The 16,442-nt window shown below is 73.5% G+C and carries 14 protein-coding genes; 7 read left to right on the plus strand and 7 right to left on the minus strand.

Annotated elements, in window-relative coordinates; genetic code table 11:
* The first annotated feature begins 129 nt into the window (after nucleotides 1-129).
* On the plus strand, nucleotides 130-2,361 hold the full coding sequence (gene glgB, locus ACZ66Z_RS05960; protein ID WP_469932786.1) for a 1,4-alpha-glucan branching enzyme: 2,232 nt from the start codon (nucleotides 130-132) through the stop codon (nucleotides 2,359-2,361).
* Here glgB and ACZ66Z_RS05965 read toward each other — a convergent pair.
* From ACZ66Z_RS05965 to ACZ66Z_RS05980, 4 genes are all read right to left on the minus strand, one after another.
* Nucleotides 2,348-4,594 (minus strand): HelD family protein, encoded by a 2,247-nt coding sequence (locus tag ACZ66Z_RS05965; RefSeq protein ID WP_469932787.1) that lies wholly within the window; start codon nucleotides 4,592-4,594, stop codon nucleotides 2,348-2,350. The genes glgB and ACZ66Z_RS05965 overlap by 14 nt on opposite strands.
* A 160-nt stretch (nucleotides 4,595-4,754) precedes the next feature.
* Nucleotides 4,755-5,093, minus strand: coding sequence for a thioredoxin family protein (locus ACZ66Z_RS05970; RefSeq protein ID WP_469933183.1), 339 nt, complete (start codon nucleotides 5,091-5,093; stop codon nucleotides 4,755-4,757).
* Between the two features lie 5 nt (nucleotides 5,094-5,098).
* Nucleotides 5,099-5,533, minus strand: coding sequence for a MerR family transcriptional regulator (locus tag ACZ66Z_RS05975; RefSeq protein ID WP_469932788.1), 435 nt, complete (start codon nucleotides 5,531-5,533; stop codon nucleotides 5,099-5,101).
* A gap of 42 nt (nucleotides 5,534-5,575) precedes the next feature.
* On the minus strand, nucleotides 5,576-6,100 hold the full coding sequence (locus ACZ66Z_RS05980) for an Lrp/AsnC family transcriptional regulator (RefSeq protein WP_469932789.1): 525 nt from the start codon (nucleotides 6,098-6,100) through the stop codon (nucleotides 5,576-5,578).
* Between the two features lie 67 nt (nucleotides 6,101-6,167).
* Here ACZ66Z_RS05980 and ACZ66Z_RS05985 point away from each other — a divergent pair, with 67 nt between their 5' ends.
* Both ACZ66Z_RS05985 and ACZ66Z_RS05990 read left to right on the plus strand, forming a co-directional pair.
* Nucleotides 6,168-7,067: an NAD-dependent epimerase/dehydratase family protein gene (locus tag ACZ66Z_RS05985; protein WP_469932790.1), complete on the plus strand. Its 900-nt coding sequence runs from the start codon at nucleotides 6,168-6,170 to the stop codon at nucleotides 7,065-7,067.
* A complete protein-coding gene (locus ACZ66Z_RS05990) occupies nucleotides 7,064-7,948 on the plus strand; it encodes an aldo/keto reductase (RefSeq protein WP_469932791.1) in 885 nt (294 codons plus the stop codon). The genes ACZ66Z_RS05985 and ACZ66Z_RS05990 overlap by 4 nt, the downstream gene beginning before the upstream one ends.
* 437 nt (nucleotides 7,949-8,385) lie before the next feature.
* On the opposite strand, the gene ACZ66Z_RS05995 is transcribed toward ACZ66Z_RS05990, so the two are convergent.
* Nucleotides 8,386-9,738, minus strand: a complete 1,353-nt coding sequence (locus tag ACZ66Z_RS05995) for a cation:dicarboxylate symporter family transporter (protein WP_469933184.1) — start codon at nucleotides 9,736-9,738, stop codon at nucleotides 8,386-8,388.
* Between the two features lie 183 nt (nucleotides 9,739-9,921).
* Between ACZ66Z_RS05995 and ACZ66Z_RS06000 the strand changes: the two genes are divergently transcribed.
* The 4 genes from ACZ66Z_RS06000 (at nucleotide 9,922) to ACZ66Z_RS06015 (ending at nucleotide 13,924) form a co-directional block, all read left to right on the plus strand.
* A complete protein-coding gene (locus tag ACZ66Z_RS06000) occupies nucleotides 9,922-11,685 on the plus strand; it encodes a sensor histidine kinase (protein ID WP_469933185.1) in 1,764 nt (587 codons plus the stop codon).
* The gene (locus ACZ66Z_RS06005) at nucleotides 11,682-12,377 is read left to right on the plus strand and encodes a response regulator (RefSeq protein ID WP_469932792.1); all 696 of its coding nucleotides are present in this window, start codon (nucleotides 11,682-11,684) and stop codon (nucleotides 12,375-12,377) included. The genes ACZ66Z_RS06000 and ACZ66Z_RS06005 overlap by 4 nt, the downstream gene beginning before the upstream one ends.
* Before the next feature lie 164 nt (nucleotides 12,378-12,541).
* A complete protein-coding gene (locus ACZ66Z_RS06010) occupies nucleotides 12,542-13,150 on the plus strand; it encodes a helix-turn-helix domain-containing protein (protein WP_469933186.1) in 609 nt (202 codons plus the stop codon).
* 33 nt (nucleotides 13,151-13,183) lie between these two features.
* Nucleotides 13,184-13,924, plus strand: coding sequence for a tyrosine-protein phosphatase (locus ACZ66Z_RS06015; RefSeq protein WP_469932793.1), 741 nt, complete (start codon nucleotides 13,184-13,186; stop codon nucleotides 13,922-13,924).
* A gap of 54 nt (nucleotides 13,925-13,978) precedes the next feature.
* Here ACZ66Z_RS06015 and ACZ66Z_RS06020 read toward each other — a convergent pair whose 3' ends face one another.
* Nucleotides 13,979-15,001 (minus strand): helix-turn-helix domain-containing protein, encoded by a 1,023-nt coding sequence (locus ACZ66Z_RS06020; protein ID WP_469932794.1) that lies wholly within the window; start codon nucleotides 14,999-15,001, stop codon nucleotides 13,979-13,981.
* 216 nt (nucleotides 15,002-15,217) lie between these two features.
* Nucleotides 15,218-16,243 (minus strand): ATP-dependent 6-phosphofructokinase, encoded by a 1,026-nt coding sequence (locus tag ACZ66Z_RS06025; protein ID WP_469932795.1) that lies wholly within the window; start codon nucleotides 16,241-16,243, stop codon nucleotides 15,218-15,220.
* Between the last annotated feature and the right edge of the window lie 199 nt (nucleotides 16,244-16,442).

Genomic DNA, 16,442 nt, shown 5'->3' on the forward strand with positions numbered 1-16,442 from the left:
TGCCCCGTGCCGTCCCACCCCGCCCCGCCTGCGAAAGCAGGACCCGCCCCCGTTCGGCCGAGTGTCCCCCGTCACCACCCCACCGTTCCGTACCCGTACCCCCTTCCCCTGCCCCCAGGAGGCACCCCCGTGACCGCCCGCTCCGCAGGCAAGACGTCCAGCTCCGTACGGAAGGCGCCGGCGCTCGACCCCGGCGACCGGGCCCGGCTGCTCGCCGGGGAGCATCACGATCCGCACGGCGTGCTCGGCGCGCACCCGGTCAAGGGCGGGGTCGTCATCCGGGCGCTGCGCCCGTGGGCGAAGGAGGTGGCCGTCCTCACCAAGGGCAAACGCCTCACGATGGACGACGACGGCGACGGGCTCTTCTCGGTGTTCGTCCCCCTGCTGCGCAAGGTGCCCGCGTACGAGTTCCGCGTCCGCTACGACGGGGACGAGCTCGCCCTCCACGACCCGTACCGCTTCCTCCCCTCCCTCGGCGAGCTGGACCTGCACCTGATCGGCGAGGGCCGGCACGAGGAGCTGTGGACGGCGCTGGGCTCCCACCCCATGACGCACGAGGGCGTCACCGGCACCCGCTTCGCGGTGTGGGCGCCGAACGCGCGCGGGGTGCGGATCACGGGTGACTTCACTCATTGGGACGGCACCGCGCTGCCGATGCGCTCGCTCGGTTCGACGGGCGTGTGGGAGCTGTTCGTGCCGGGGATCGGCGAGGGCACCGTCTACAAGTACGACATCGCCCGGCCCGACGGCTCGCACACCCTGCGCGCGGACCCGATGGCCCGTCGTACGGAGTGCCCGCCGAACACCGCGTCGATCGTGACCGCGTCGCACCACGCGTGGGACGACGCGGAGTGGATGGAGCGGCGCGGGGCGCGTCCGCCGCACGAGGCGCCGATCTCCGTCTACGAGGTGCACCTGGCGTCGTGGCGGCCGGGCCTGACCTACCGCGAGCTGGCCGAGCAGCTGCCCGCGTACGTCCGTGACCTCGGTTTCACGCACGTGGAGCTGATGCCGGTCACCGAGCACCCCTTCGGCGGCTCCTGGGGCTACCAGGTCACCGGCTTCTACGCGCCGACGGCCCGCCTGGGCACCCCCGACGACTTCAAGTTCCTCGTCGACGCGCTGCACCGGGCCGGGATCGGCGTGCTGATGGACTGGGTGCCCGCGCACTTCCCGAAGGACGACTGGGCCCTTGCCGAGTTCGACGGGCGTCCGCTGTACGAGCACGAGGACCCGCGCCGTTCGCACCATCCCGACTGGGGCACCCTCGAGTTCGACTACGGCCGCAAGGAGGTGCGGAACTTCCTGGTGGCGAACGCCGTGTACTGGTGCCAGGAGTTCCACATCGACGGCCTCCGGGTGGACGCGGTGGCGTCGATGCTCTACCTCGACTACTCGCGGGAGCACGGCGAGTGGCTGCCGAACGAGTTCGGGGGCCGGGAGAACCTGGACGCGGTCCGCTTCCTCCAGGAGATGAACGCCACCGTCTACCGCCGCTGCCCCGGCGTCGTCACCTTCGCCGAGGAGTCGACCGCCTGGGACGGGGTGACGCGGGCGACGGACCAGGTGGGGCCGGGCGGCTTCGGCGGTCTGGGCTTCGGCATGAAGTGGAACATGGGCTGGATGCACGACTCGCTGGAGTACATGCAGAAGGAGCCGGTGCACCGCAAGTACCACCACCACGAGATGACGTTCTCGATGGTGTACGCGTACAGCGAGAACTACATCCTGCCGATCTCGCACGACGAGGTGGTGCACGGCAAGCGGTCCCTGGTGTCGAAGATGCCCGGCGACTGGTGGCAGCAGCGCGCCAACCACCGCGCCTATCTGGGCTTCATGTGGGCGCACCCCGGCAAGCAGCTGCTGTACATGGGGCAGGAGTTCGCGCAGGGCGGCGAGTGGTCGGTGGACCACGGGCCGGACTGGTGGCTGCTCGACCCGGCGTACGGGGCGGAGGCGGACCACCGGGGCGTGCGGGACCTCGTCCGTGACCTGAACACGGTGTACACGGCGACGCCCTCGCTGTGGGAGCGGGACACCGCTCCGGAGGGTTTCCAGTGGGTGGTGGGGGACGCGGCCGACGACAACGTCTTCGCGTTCCTGCGGTACGACGGCCTCGGTTCGCCGCTGCTCGCGGTGTGCAACTTCTCGCCGGTGGTGCGGCACGACTACCGGCTGGGGGTCCCGGACACGTTCGCGGCCTGGACGGAGGTCCTGAACACGGACGCGGCGCGGTACGGCGGCTCGGACGTGGTGGGCACCGACCCGGTGAAGACCGAGTCGGTGCCGTTCCACGGCCGTCCGTCGAGCGTGCGGACGACGCTGCCGCCGCTGGCGACGGTCTGGCTCAGGCCCGCGTGACGGCCGGCCTGATCACGCCCATCCGCTGAGTGGCCCGGGTGAGCGCCACGTACAGGTCGTTGACGCCGTGCGTGGCGCCCTCCCGGATGCCGTCGGGATCGACGACGAGGACCGCGTCGAATTCGAGGCCCTTCGCCTGACGGGGGTCGAGGAGGACGACCGGGCGGGTGAGGTCGGGCTTCGGGCCGTACGAGGCGTCGGGGAGCGCCTCGATCAGACCGGCGTGGAGCTCCGGCGGGGCGATCACGGCGGTGCGGCCCTCCTCGCGGAGTTCGGCGGCGACCGCGTCGGCGACCTCCTTCACCGGGTCGTCCACGGTCCGGTCCCAGGGTTCGACGCCGGTGGAGCGGACCGAGCGGGGCGGTTCGAAGCCGGGGTCGGCGGCCCGTCGCACCTCGGCGGCGACGGCCATGATCTCGGCGGGGGTGCGGTAGTTGACGCCGAGGCGGACGTGGTCCCAGCGGTCCTCGACGTACGGGCCGAGGATGGACTGCCAGGCGCCGACGCCGGCCGGGTCGCCGGTCTGGGCGGGGTCGCCGACGAGGGTCATGGAGCGGCTGGGGCTGCGGCGCATGAGGAGCCGCCAGGCCATGGCGGAGAGCTCCTGGGCCTCGTCGACGATGATGTGGCCGAAGGCCCAGGTGCGGTCGGCGGCGGCCCGCTCGGCGGCGGTGCGGTGGTCGGCCTCCTCGTGGCGCTCGGCGAAGCGTTCGGCGTCGATGATGTCGTGGGCGGAGAGGACCTCGGAGGCGTCCTTGTCGAGTTCCTCCTTGTCCTCGAACTCGTAGGTGCGGGAGGCGAAGGAGACGTCGAGGACGCCCTGCGCGTACTGGATCTGCTTCTGCCGTTCGGCCTCCTCGGCGGCGCGGCGGGCGGAGTCGTCCTCACCGAGGAGTTCGGCGGCCTCGTCGAGCAGGGGCACGTCGGCGGGGGTCCAGGGGCCGCCGGTGCGCCGGACGGCCTCGGCGTCCTCCTCGGGGAGGTGCGTGGGGTCCTCCAGGTAGTCGGCGAGGAAGTCCTGCGGGGTGAGGGCGGGCCAGAGGGTGTCGATCGCCGCGTGGACCTCGGGGTTGGCGGCGACGCCCTTGGCGAGCAGGGCGATGTCGTCGGGGCCGAGGAAGTTGGGGCCGCCGTAGGGGTCGGCGCCGATGCGGTCGGCGAGCTGCTCGGCGAGGGCGTCGAGGACGCGGAAGACGAAGTAGGGGCGGGCGAGGTTGTGCGGGAGGAGGGTCTCGCGGGCCTTGTGGCGGGCTTCGAGGGCCATGTCCCAGTCGATGACCAGGTCGCCGTCCTCGTGCGGGACGATCAGCGGTTCGCCGCGCTCGGGGACCTGCTGGCGGTCCCGTACGGCCGCGGCGAGGGCGTCGGCCATGGCGGCGGCGCCCTTGACGGCGGCGGCGCGCGGGGTGTCGGTGCCGGTGGCGCGGACGCCGGGGAACAGCTCGGCGGGGGTGGCGAGGAGGACGCCGGTCTCGCCGAGGGAGGGCAGGACGTTGCCGATGTAGCCGAGGAAGGCGGGGTTGGGGCCGACGATGAGGACGGCCCGCTTGGCGAGCTGCTCGCGGTGCGCGTAGAGGAGGTACGCGGCGCGGTGCAGGGCGACGGCGGTCTTGCCGGTGCCGGGGCCGCCCTCGACGACGAGGACCCCCCGGTGCGGGGAGCGGATGATGGCGTCCTGCTCGGCCTGGATGGTCTGCACGATGTCGTGCATGCGGCCGGTGCGGGCGGCGTCGAGCGCGGCGAGCAGCACCTCGTCGGCGTTCCGGCTCTCGTGGCCGGTGCGGGTGGCGTCGGCGAGGTCGAGGACCTCGTCGTGGAGGGAGACGACCTCGCGGCCCCGGGTGGTGATGTGCCGGCGGCGGGAGAGCCCCATCGGCTCGTACCCGGTGGCGAGGTAGAAGGGGCGGGCGATCTCGGCGCGCCAGTCGACGACGAGCGGGGTGCGGTTCGGGTCGTCCTCGCGGATGCCGAGCCGGCCGATGTGGTGGTCGCGGCCGTCCTTGAAGACGAGCCGGCCGAAACAGAGACCGCTCTCCCCCGCGTTGAGCGCGGCGAGCAGCCCGGACTGCTCGGCGACCATCACGTCCCGTTCGAGGCGGCCCTGACTGCTGCCGACCCCGGGGGTGCGCAGCGCCTGCTCGACGGCGGCCTCGGCCTGGTCCCTCAGGTCGTCGAGTCGCGCGTAGAGATCCGTGATGAATCTCTGCTCATTCCGAAATTCCTCGGTTGACAATTCGACTCCCGGCGCGATACAGTGCGTTTATTGAACTTCTCCGTGCTTCCGCCATGCCTGAACAATACGTCGGACACGGAATCCATTAATATACGCGAAGCAATACCCCGACTGTCAATTCTAGTCGGGGTATTTCCGTATGCCTCGGTGTCGAGCCGCCTCAGGCCAGTGCGTCCTCCAGTTCCGCCAGGAGGAGCCGCTTCGGGCGGGCTCCGACGATCGACCTCACCGGCTCGCCCGCGCGGAACACCATGAAGGTCGGGGTCCCGAGGATCCCGTACTTCAGCGCGGTCTCCGGGCTGCGGTCCACGTCGACCTCGACGATCCGCAGCCGCTCCGCCTCCTCGGCGGCGATCGCGCCGAGCACCGGCTTCATCTGCCGGCAGGGCGGGCACCACTCCGCCGTGAACTTCACGAGCACCGGCAGTTCGGCGCCCAGCACCTCCGTGCCGAAGTCCTCGTCCGTGACCTCCGCCACGCTCTCCGCGTACGTCCCCATCTCCGTCATCCCTCCGTCTCCGTCACTGTCTCCGCCACCGTCTCCGTCACCGTGTCGAGTTCGCACCGGGGCTCCGGGCCGTGCGGCAGTTCCGCCTCGGCCCGCAGCAGCTGGGCGCCCACCTGGGCGCGTACCGCCCGGAGCTGTTCGATGAGCCCGTCCAGCTCGGCGACCTTCCGCCGGTAGACGGCGATCGACGCGGGACAGGAGTCCCCCGCCGGGTGCCCCGCGCGCAGGCAGTCGACGAACGGCCGCGTCTCCTCCAGCTCGAACCCGAAGTCCTGGAGGGTCCTGATCTGCTGGAGCAGCCGCAGGTCGTCCTCGTCGTACGTGCGGTACCCCTGCTCCGTACGCCGTGCGGTCAGCAGACCGCGGGACTCGTAGTACCGCAGGGTCCGCGTGGTCGTCCCGGCCCGCTCGGCCAGCTCTCCGATGCGCATGTCCCCGACGGTAGGCCTTGACGCCGACGTCAGGGCAAGGGGTCAGCGTTCCGCTGCCGGCAGGAGGGGCTTGCGGACCACCGGGGAGGACAGCACGATCGAGGTCGTGGTCCGGCCGAGGGCCGAGGTCTGCTCCAGGACCTCTTCCAGGTGGACGGTGTCGGTGACGGCGACCTTCAGGATCCAGCAGTCCTCGCCGACCACGTGGTGGACCTCCAGGACCTCGGGGCGCGCGGTCAGCTCCAGGGTGCGGGGGTGCTTCAGGGTGTAGCCGCCGTGCGGGTTCACGCGGATGAAGGCCTGGATGCCGTAGCCGAGCAGGGCCGGCGAGACGTGCGCGCCGTAGCCGGTGACCGCCCCGCTCGCCTCCAGGCGGCGGACCCGTTCGGTGACGGCCGCGGGGCTGAGCCGGACGCGGCGGCCGAGCTCGCTGAGCTTGATCCGGCCGTCGGTCTGCAGGAGGTCCAGGATCTGCCGGTCGATGGGATCGAAAGCGGCCGCCGACGTTTCGTCGGTGGCGGCACGCGAATGCCGTGGTTCCTTCGGCGGAACGGCCCGCACTCCCATGTCTCCCCCTTCGATCGGCGAGCGCACAACGTAACACTTGTCCCCAGAGGCAAGGGAGTGGGGATTCATGGACGTTCTGGTCATCGGTGGGAACCGTTATTTCGGAAAGCGGCTCATCGCGCTGCTGCGGGAATCCGGGCACCGGATCACGGTGCTCAACCGGGGTTCCGCCCCGGCCCCGGAGGGAATCGAGCAGCTGGTCGCCGACCGCGACGACGAGAACGCGCTCGGAGCCGTTCTCGCGGGCCGTTCCTTCGACGTCGTCGTGGACCAGGTCTGCTACACGCCGCGCCAGGCCGAGATCGCCCGGCGGGTGTTCGCCACGCGCACCCGGCGCTACGTGATGACGTCGACGGTCGAGGTCTACGAGTACGAGGACTCGGCCGAGCCGGTCGCCGAGTCCGCCCTCGACCTGACCACGGTGACCGTCGACACGGACCTGCCCTGGGAGGACCCGGAGTTCCTCGCCGCGCACTACGGGGAGGGGAAGCGGCAGGCCGAGGCGGTCTTCGCGGCCGATCCCCCGTTCGCCTGGGCCTCGGTGCGGGTGGCACACGTCCTGGGCGGCGCGGACGACTTCACCGGCCGGCTCGACCACTACGCGCGGCGCATCCGGGCGGGCGAGCCCATCGCCGTGCCGGTGGTGAACCACCCGGCTACCTATGTGTACGTGGAGGAGATCGCCGCGTTCCTCGCCTGGGCGGTGCGGGCGGACTTCACCGGACCGGTGAACGCGCACTCCCGCTCCCCGCTCACCACGGCCGACCTCTGCGCGGAGATCGAGAAGCTGGTGGGCGGCCGGACCCTCTTCCGGGAGGTGGAGGTCGGCGAGGTCTCGCCGTTCTCCTTCGCCCGCTCGTACGGCATGGACAACTCCCGCGCGACTTCCCTCGGTTACTCCTTCACCGACTCCGGGGAGTGGCTGGCGAAGGCCGTCTCGGAGACGATCGGGGCGATGCGCCGATGACGCGACACCGGATGCTGGGAGACGTACGCGTCGGGGCCGTCGGGCTCGGCACGATGCCGCTCTCCATCGAGGGCCGCCCCGACGAGGCACGGGCCGTCGCCACCGTGCACGCCGCCCTGGACGCGGGGGTGACCCTCCTCGACACCGCCGACTCCTACCACCCGCCGGGCGGCGCGCCGGGCGAGGGCGAACTCCTCGTGCGACGGGCCCTCGCCTCGTACGGCGGCGGCACGGACGACGTGCTCGTCGCCACCAAGGGCGGCCGGGGGCGCACGGCCGACGGCGGCTGGACCGTGGACGGCCGTCCCGAGCACCTGCGGCGGGCGGCGGAGGGCTCGGCGCGGCGGCTCGGCGGCGACGCGATCGGCCTGTACCAGCTGCACAAGCCGGATCCGGCTGTCCCGTACGCCGAATCCCTGGGCGCGGTAAGGGAGTTGCTGGACGCGGGTACGGTACGGCTCGCGGGGATCTCGAACGTGGACGTCTCCCGGATCCGGCTGGCCCGCGAGATCCTGGGCGACCGGCTGGTCTCCGTGCAGAACCGCTACTCGCCGGCGGTCCGGGACGGCGAGGCGGAGCTGCGGCTCTGCGCGGAACTCGGCCTCGCCTTCCTGCCGTGGAGCCCGCTGGGCGGGATCTCGCGCAGCTCCCTGGACGGGGCGTCCGCGCTGGAGGAGGACCCGCAGTTCGGCGCCTTCCACCGCGTGGCCCGGGCGCACGGGGTCAGTCCGCAGCGAGTTGCCCTCGCCTGGCTCCTGACCCGCTCGGAGACGGTCCTCCCGATCCCGGGCGCGAGCCGGCCGGAGACGGCGCGGGACTCGGCGGGGGCGGCGACCCTGGCCCTCTCCCCGGAGGACGTGGCGTCCTTGAACGGATCCTGACGCGCCCGCCGTTGCGGGCGGTCGTTCCGCCGGTGCGGCGCCCCCGCTCACCCCGCTGCGGACTGCACCCGCCCCCCCGTTGTGGGCTGCGCCCACCCACCCCCCCGTTGTGGGCAATCGTTCCGCTGGGGCGGAACGGGTGGGCACAACGGAACGGCGCCCCTGCCGGCGCCCGAGGCTCCCGTTGCCCTGACCCGCACCGACAGGTACGGCGCACTCGTGGTGCGGGCCAGGCTCGGAACGCGGAGGCGCCGCTGAAGGGCGCCGTCCCGTATGCCCACCCTCCCCCAAGCTCTCGGCTCCGCTCGAGCAGGGGGGACCCCCTCGCCCAGCGGGACGATTGCCCACACGGGCGGGGGGGCCGGGGGCGCCGCCCCGCCGGGCGCGGTCCCGCCCGGCGGGGGGCGGAAGCTCGCCGGCCAGCCGGAGCGCGGAGGTCAGACGCCCGCGCGGGCCCTTTCCTCGCCCTCGTCCGCCCGCTGGTCCGGCACCGCCGTCCCCCCGTGGTCGTCGACGAGGGTCGTCTCGTCGAACGGCACCCGCCCCGCCAGCACCTCCGCGGCCCGCGCCTTGTCGATCTCCTTCGTCCACGTGCCGACGAGCACCGTCGCGACCGCGTTGCCCGCGAAGTTGGTGAGGGCGCGCGCCTCGCTCATGAAGCGGTCGATGCCGACGATCAGGCCTACCCCGTCGACCAGTTCGGGACGGTGCGACTGGAGGCCGCCCGCGAGCGTCGCGAGCCCCGCGCCGGTGACGCCCGCCGCCCCCTTCGAGGCGATGATCATGAAGACGAGGAGCGAGATCTGCTCGCCGATCGACAGCGGGTCGCCCATCGCCTCGGCGGTGAAGAGCGAGGCCATCGTCAGGTAGATCGCGGTGCCGTCGAGGTTGAAGGAGTAGCCGGTCGGCACGGTGATGCCGACGACCGGCTTGCTGACGCCCAGGTGTTCCATCTTCGCGATGAGCCGCGGCAGCGCGGACTCCGAGGAGGAGGTGGAGAGGATCAGCAGGAACTCGCGGCCCAGGTACTTCAGGAGCGCCCAGATGTTGATCCCGGCGATCAGGCGGAGCAGCGTACCGAGGACGAGGAAGACGAAGAGCCCGCACGTCAGGTAGAAGCCGATCATGATGACGGCCAACGACTTGAGGGCCGCCACCCCCGTCGCGCCGACGACCGCCGCGATCGCGCCGAACGCACCGACCGGCGCCGCCCACATGATCATGCCGAGGATGCGGAAGACGAGGCGCTGGATGTGCCCGATCCCGCGCAGGACGGGCGTCCCGGCGTCGCCCATGGCCTGGAGCGCGAAGCCGGCGAGGAGGGCGACGAGGAGGGTCTGCAGGACCTCGCCCCCGGTGAAGGCGGAGACGAGGGTGGTCGGGACGATCCCGAGCAGGAAGTCCGAGGTCGACTCGCTCGCGCCCTCGGCCTGCTTGGCGCCGGCCTCGGCGAGCTCCTTGGTGAGGTGGAGCCCGGAGCCGGGTTCCAGGAGGTTGCCGACGAGCAGACCGATCGCGAGTGCGACGGTCGACATCACGAGGAAGTAGCCGAGGGCGAGGCCGCCGACGGCACCGACCTTCGCCGCCTTCCGGACCGAGCCGACGCCGAGCACGATCGTGCAGAAGATGATCGGCGAGATCATCATCTTGATCAGGTTGACGAAACCGGTGCCCAGCGGCTTGAGCTCGACGGCGACGCCCGGCGCCAGGAACCCGACCGCGATGCCGAGCAGTACGGCGCCGATGACGGCCAGATACAGATAGTGGGTACGGTCCCGGCGTGCGGCCACGGGGTCCTCCTCGTGCTGGTGGGTGTCCACGTCCCGGTGGACCTCCGCGACTATCCACCAGCCTGTGACCGGGGTCACGCTTGCGTGCGTTTCGTTCACGACGGGCGCGACCGGAAGGCCACGATTCGGGAATGCGGTGCCGCCGCGCACGTTCCCACGTGCACACTTACCCGCATGCGCCGCATGCGTCTCCCCCTCCCCCGCAGCCTGGCCGGCCAGCTCTTCGCGATGCAGGTCGTGCTCGTGGCCGTCGTCGTGGCGGGGTGCGCGGTCTTCGCGTACGTCACGGACCTCGCGCAGGCCGAGGAGACCGCCCGGCGCCAGTCCACGGCGACCGCCGCCGCCGTCGCCGACTCCCCGTCCGTGGTCGCCGCGGCCGGCTCCGCCGACCCGACGGCCGCCCTCCAGCCGTACGCGGAATCGCTGCGCCGCCACGCGGGCGTCGCCTTCGTGGTGATCATGTCCCCGGACGGCACCCGCTGGACGCATCCCGAGCCGGAGCAGATAGGCCGCACGTACCTCGGACACATCGAGCAGGCGCGGCGGGGCCGGGTCTACTCCGAGACGCACCTGGGCGTCCTCGGCCCCTCCGTACGGACGGTGGCGCCCGTCCTCGACCGGCGCGGCCGGGTCGTCGCGCTGGTCAGCGCGGGCATCACGATCGACGAGATCAGCGAGCGGGTGCGGGAGCAGGTGACCGCCCTGCTCGGCATGGCGGGCGCGGCGCTCGCGCTCGGCGGAGCGGGGACGTACGTCGTGAACGCGCGTCTGCGCCGCCACACGCACGGCATGAACGCCACGGAGCTGAGCCGTGTGCACGACTACCACGAAGCCGCGCTGCACGCGGTCCGGGAAGGGCTCGTGATGCTCGACGGACAGCGGCGGATCGCCCTCATCAACGACGGCGCGCGGGAGCTCCTCGGCCTGGACGAGGGCGTGGTGGGCCGACCGGCCGCGGAGCTCGGCCTGCCCGCGTCCCTGACCGGCGCGCTGCTCTCCTCCGAGCCGCGCGTCGACGAGACCCACCTGACGGCCGACCGGGTCCTCGTGGTCAACACCCGCCCGGTGGTGGGCGGAGAGCGGCGCGGGACCGTCGTCACGCTCCGGGACCGCACCGAACTCCAGGCGCTCTCCGGCGAACTGGACTCCGAGCGGGGCTTCACGGAGGCGCTCCGCTCCCAGGCCCACGAGGCGGCGAACCGGCTGCACACGGTGGTGTCGCTCATCGAACTGGGCCGGGTGGCGGAGGCGGTGGAGTTCGCGACGGCGGAGCTGGAGCTCGCCCAGGCGCTCACCGACCGCGTCGTCGACGCCGTCGGCGAGCCCGTCCTCGCGGCGCTGCTGCTCGGCAAGGCGGCGCAGGCCAACGAGCGGGGCGTGGAGCTGGTCCTCACCGAGGACAGCCGCATCGACGACGGCCGGGTCCCGGCGGCCCTGCCCTCCCGGGACCTGGTGACGATCCTGGGCAACCTCATCGACAACGCGGTGGAGGCGGCCGGCGGGAGCCCGCACGCGCGCGTGACGGTCACGGTCGCGGCCCGCGCGGGCGACGGCGAGCTGCTGCTCCGGGTCGGCGACAGCGGGCCGGGCGTCCGCCCCGCCGACCGGGAGGCGGTCCTCGGACGCGGCTGGTCCACCCGCGGCCCCGGCCGCGGCCTCGGCCTGGCCCTGGTGGGCCAGGCGGTCTCCCGCGCCTCGGGCACCCTGCACCTCGCGGAGGCGGAGGAGGGCGGCGCCCAGTTCACCGTCCGCCTGCCCCTGCGGCGGGGGGCCGAAGCGGACGGGGGCTCCGGGACGGACGGGGGCCCCGGACCCGACGGGGGCTCCGGGACGGGCCGAGGTGCCGGACCGGGCGGAGGCTCCGGGACGGACGGGGGCCCCGGTGCCTCCCGGGCGGGCGGAGGCACCGGTGCCTCCGCGGCGGCCGGTGCGGAGGTGGCCCCGTGAGCGCGCGTTCCCTTCGGGTGCTGGTCGTCGAGGACGACCCCGTCGCCGCCGACGCCCACGCGCTCTACGCCGGGCGCGTCGAGGGCTTCTCCGTCGTCGGGGTCGTGCACTCGCGGGCCGGGGCCGTGCGGGTCCTCGACCGGACGCCGGTCGACCTGATCCTGCTCGACCTCTACCTGCCCGACGGCCACGGGCTCCAGCTGCTGCGCGCCCTGCGCGCCGCCGGGCACTCCGCCGACGTCATCGCCGTGACCTCCGCCCGCGACCTGGCCGTCGTCCGCGAGGGCGTGTCCCTCGGCGTCGTCCAGTACGTCCTGAAGCCGTTCGCCTTCGCCACCCTGCGGGACCGGCTCGTCCGGTACGCCGAGTTCCGGGCGGCCGCCGGGGAGGCCTCCGGCCAGGACGAGGTGGACCGGGCCCTCGCCGCGCTCCGTGCCCCGCATCCCGCCACGCTCCCCAAGGGCCTCAGCGCCCCGACGCTCGAAGCGGTCACCCGCACCCTCCGCTCCACCCCGGCGGGACTCACCGCCGCCGAGGCCGGCGCGACCGTCGGGATCTCCCGGATCACCGCCCGCCGCTACCTCGAACACCTGGTCACGGAGGGCCGGGCCGTGCGCGCCCCGCAGTACGGCCAGATCGGACGCCCCGAGCTCCAGTACCGCTGGCTCGACGGCCCGGCGCGCGGCCGCTGAACGGCCCCGCCGTTACCGCCCGGTTCCCACGTTCCTACGACGCCGCATGTTGGAAGAACACACCGTAGCCAGCCGTCACCCTCCGCACCTACCGTGGCCGGGTGCACCAACCCTCCCCACCCTTCGACGCCCTGGCCGCGCGCCGCCTGCGCGAGGGCCTCGGCATGCTCCCCGAACACGTCGCCTACGGCCTGCGGGCGCAGTACGGCCTCCTCGTCGCCCCCGAGACCGTCTACGCCTGGGAACGCGGCCGGGCGGTCCCCGACGAGCAGGAGCTCACCGCCCTCGCGGGCGTCCTGTGGTGCTCCCCCGCCGACCTCATCGCCGCCGCCTCCACCCTGCGTGAGCACCGGGTCGCGCGCGGCCTCTCCGTCGAGGAGCTCGCCCGGCGGACGGGCGTGGCGCCCCACGCGTACCAGCGGATGGAGGACGAGGGCCGCTGGCGCGGCACCGAACGCCAGACGGTCGCCCTCGCCGAGGCGCTCGGCCTCGGCCCGCGCGCCCTGATCACCGCGACCGGCGGCGCCGAGGCCCTCGCCGGGCTGCTGCGCGACGCGGCGACCACCCGCTGGCAGGCGTACGTGAAGCCGACCGTGAAGCTGGTGCCGCTGCCGAAGCGGGCCGTGGAGTCCGCGCTCCAGCAGCTCCACTCGGACTACCACGCCCGGATGACGGCGGTCAGCAGCTGGGGCGCCCCGGGGACGACCGGCGACGAGGGGCGCGCCTACCTGGACGGGATCACCGAGCACTTCTGGGCGGCGGTCGGCCCGTAGATCGTCCGGGGCCGGGGCCGTACATTGGCGGTCGTGAGACGACACATACCCTTCGACCGACTCCACAACTTCCGTGACCTGGGCGGCTATCGGACCGCCGACGGCGGGACCGTGCGGTGGGGGACCCTCTACCGCTCCGACTCCCTCGGCAAGCTCGCGGACGCCGGCCCGGCCGACCTGGAGCGCTTCCGCGCACTGGGCGTCGGCACCGTGATCGACCTGCGCTATCCGTGGGAGATCGCCGGCAAGGGCCGCCTGCCGGAGACCGAGGAGGTCTCCTGGCACAACCTCTCCATCGAGCACCGCCCCTACGACCAGGAGGCGATCGACCCGGCCCTCGACCCGTGGCGCTACCTCGCCGACCGGTTCGCCGAGGTCGCCGAGGACGGCGCGGAGGAGCTCCGGGCGGCCCTGGAGCTGATCGCCGCCGCCGAGGGACCGCTCGTCTTCCACTGCGCCTCCGGGAAGGACCGCACGGGGCTGCTCGCGGCCGTCGTCCTCGGCCTCCTGGAGGTCCCGGACGAGGAGATCCTCGCGGACTTCGCGCTCACCGAGCTGGCCACGGAGCGGCTGATAGCCGACTGGCGGGCCGCGCACCCGGGCCGGGAGCCGCGCTGGCCCGGCTACGGCCGGGCGCCCGCCGACGTCATCCGGCTGTTCCTCGCGGACCTGCGCGAGCGGTACGGCTCGGTGCACGCGTACGCCACCGGCCACGTCGGGCTCGACCCGGCGGTGGTGACGGCGCTCCGGGCCCGTCTGGTCGAGGCCGCCTGAGGTCCCGGCGGCGGGCCCTCCCCTTCGTACGCGTCCCGACCGGGCCCGGCCCGCTCAGTCCCACCGGTCGAAGTCGAAGAGCTGTCCGGCCGCGTCCGGCGCGCAGGGCGCCTGGGCGAGCCGCGCCCAGGCGGCCGAACGGTCGCCGACGACGGTGACGCAACCGCCTGGGGTCGCCGAGCCCACCGGGACGATCCGGTAGCCCTCGACGGGGGTGCCGTACGCCTCCAGGGCGAAGGACTCGACCCGGGTGGGGTCGCCGCACTCGGAGTCCTCGTACGCGGCGTCGGGCGTCCGGCCGCCCGAGGGGAGGCCGGAGCAGCCGGTGCCGAAGTCGGGGTGGTCCGAAACGATCCTCCACCGGCCGCCGCCCGCCTCCGCCAGCGAATAGCGCGGGAGACCCGCGGCGGCGCACGGCAGCTGGTGGACCTGGCCGGTGCGGGTGCCGCGCCGCTCGCCGAGGCAGAAGTCGGTGCCGACCACCCGGATCCGGACGTCCCCGGCGGCGGGGGCGGTGGGGGTGCGGGGCGGATGCCCGGCGTGCCCGTCCCGCAGGAGGGCGACGACGCTGACCCCGGCCAGCACGAGCGCGGCGAACGCGACGCCCGCGACGAGCGCACGACGTATCCGGGAACCGGGGCCGGGCGGACCCCCGCCCTCGTCGCCACCCCCTCCGGGCCCGGGAGCGCCGGGTCCGGGCCGGGCGGCGTCCTTCCCGCGGCCCTCGGCCGCGCCCGGGCCCTCCCCCGGCTCCGGGTCCTCCCCAGCCCCCGGGTCCCACTCGTCCACCCCCCGGGCCGCCAGTTCCCTCCGTACCGCCCGCCAGTGCTCCGCCTCGTCCTCCTCCACCCCGCAGGCGCGGACGAAGGCGGTGAGCAGTTCCTCGCGGGGCAGGGTCGGGCGGGCCAGCATGTTCGCCACCGTGGAGCGGGGCAGGACGTCGCCGTGCGTCTCCGCGCGTGCCGACAGCTCGCGGTGGGTCAGGCCCGACCGGTCCTTGAGGGCCTGGAGGCCCGCGAGGAACTCGGCGGGGTTCCGTGCCTCCCTCGGATCGGGCGCGTGCTCCCCCGGCGTCATCCGCGCCTCCCCCTTCCCGCCGGACAGGGTCGGGACATGTCCGGGACGGCCCCCAGCCTTGTTGATCCCGCGCCGGGGCTCAAGAGTGGAATCCGGCATTTCCGAGGGGAGTGCCGGGCACGACGGGGTGGCCCCGACCGTCCACGGGGGGACGGTCGGGGCCGGTCGGGTCGTCCGGTTTCCGGAGGCCCTCGGTCCGGGTTCCGGAGGCCCCCGCTAGAAGACCGACTCGGCCTCGCGCATGCGGTCCTCGGGGACCCTCTTGAGCTGGGTCACGGCCTCGGCCAGCGGCACCATCTCGACGTCCGTGCCGCGCAGCGCGGTCATCCGGCCGAAGTCGCCGCGGTGGGCCGCCTCCACCGCATGCCAGCCGAAGCGGGTCGCGAGCACCCGGTCGTACGCGGTCGGCGTGCCGCCGCGCTGGACGTGGCCGAGGATCACCGGGCGGGCCTCCTTGCCGAGGCGCCGCTCCAGCTCGACGGCGAGCTGGTTGCCGATGCCCTGGAAGCGCTCGTGGCCGAACTGGTCGATCTCGCCCTTCTCGTACTCCATGGAGCCCTCGGCCGGGTGCGCGCCCTCGGCGACGCAGATGACGGCGAACTTCTTGCCGCGGGCGAAGCGCTCCTCGACCATCTTGACGAGGTCGTCGACCTGGAAGGGGCGCTCGGGGAGGCAGATGCCGTGGGCGCCGCCGGCCATGCCGGACTCCAGGGCGATCCAGCCGGCGTGGCGGCCCATCACCTCGACGACCATCACCCGCTGGTGGGACTCGGCGGTGGTCTTGAGGCGGTCCATGGCCTCGGTGGCGACGCCGACGGCGGTGTCGAAGCCGAAGGTGCGGTCCGTGGAGGAGATGTCGTTGTCGATGGTCTTCGGGACGCCGACGACGGGCATGCCCGCCTCGGAGAGCATCCGGGCCGCGGTCAGGGTGCCTTCGCCCCCGATGGGGATGAGGACGTCGATGCCGTACGTGCGGGCCAGGTCGGAGGCGGACTCGGCGGCCTCGCGGAGCCGGTTGCGCTCCAGGCGGGCCGAGCCGAGGATCGTGCCGCCACGGGCGAGGATGCCGCTGACGGCGTTGAGGTCGAGGGGGCGGTAGTGGCCGTCGAGGAGGCCCTTGAACCCGTCCTCGAAGCCGATGACTTCGTCGTTGTGGCCGGTCAGCGCCCGGTGCACGACCGACCGGATCACTGCGTTCAGGCCGGGGCAGTCGCCGCCTGCGGTGAGAACTCCGATGCGCATCGTGCTTGGTCTCCTGCTCGGTCGCGGTCCGTGGTGAGCCACTCCAATTCTCACACGCGCCGCCCGACGGGCACGGTCCTCGCCCGTCCGCGCGTCCTGGTCGGCGGGGCCGCGGAGGCCTTTCGTCCCGGGGTTCCGGGCCCTTCGCCCAGGGGGCGGCGTAACCATCGGCGGAGGTATTGTCAAGGGGGTGATGCCG

Source organism: Streptomyces sp. NPDC107498, assembly GCF_055582805.1.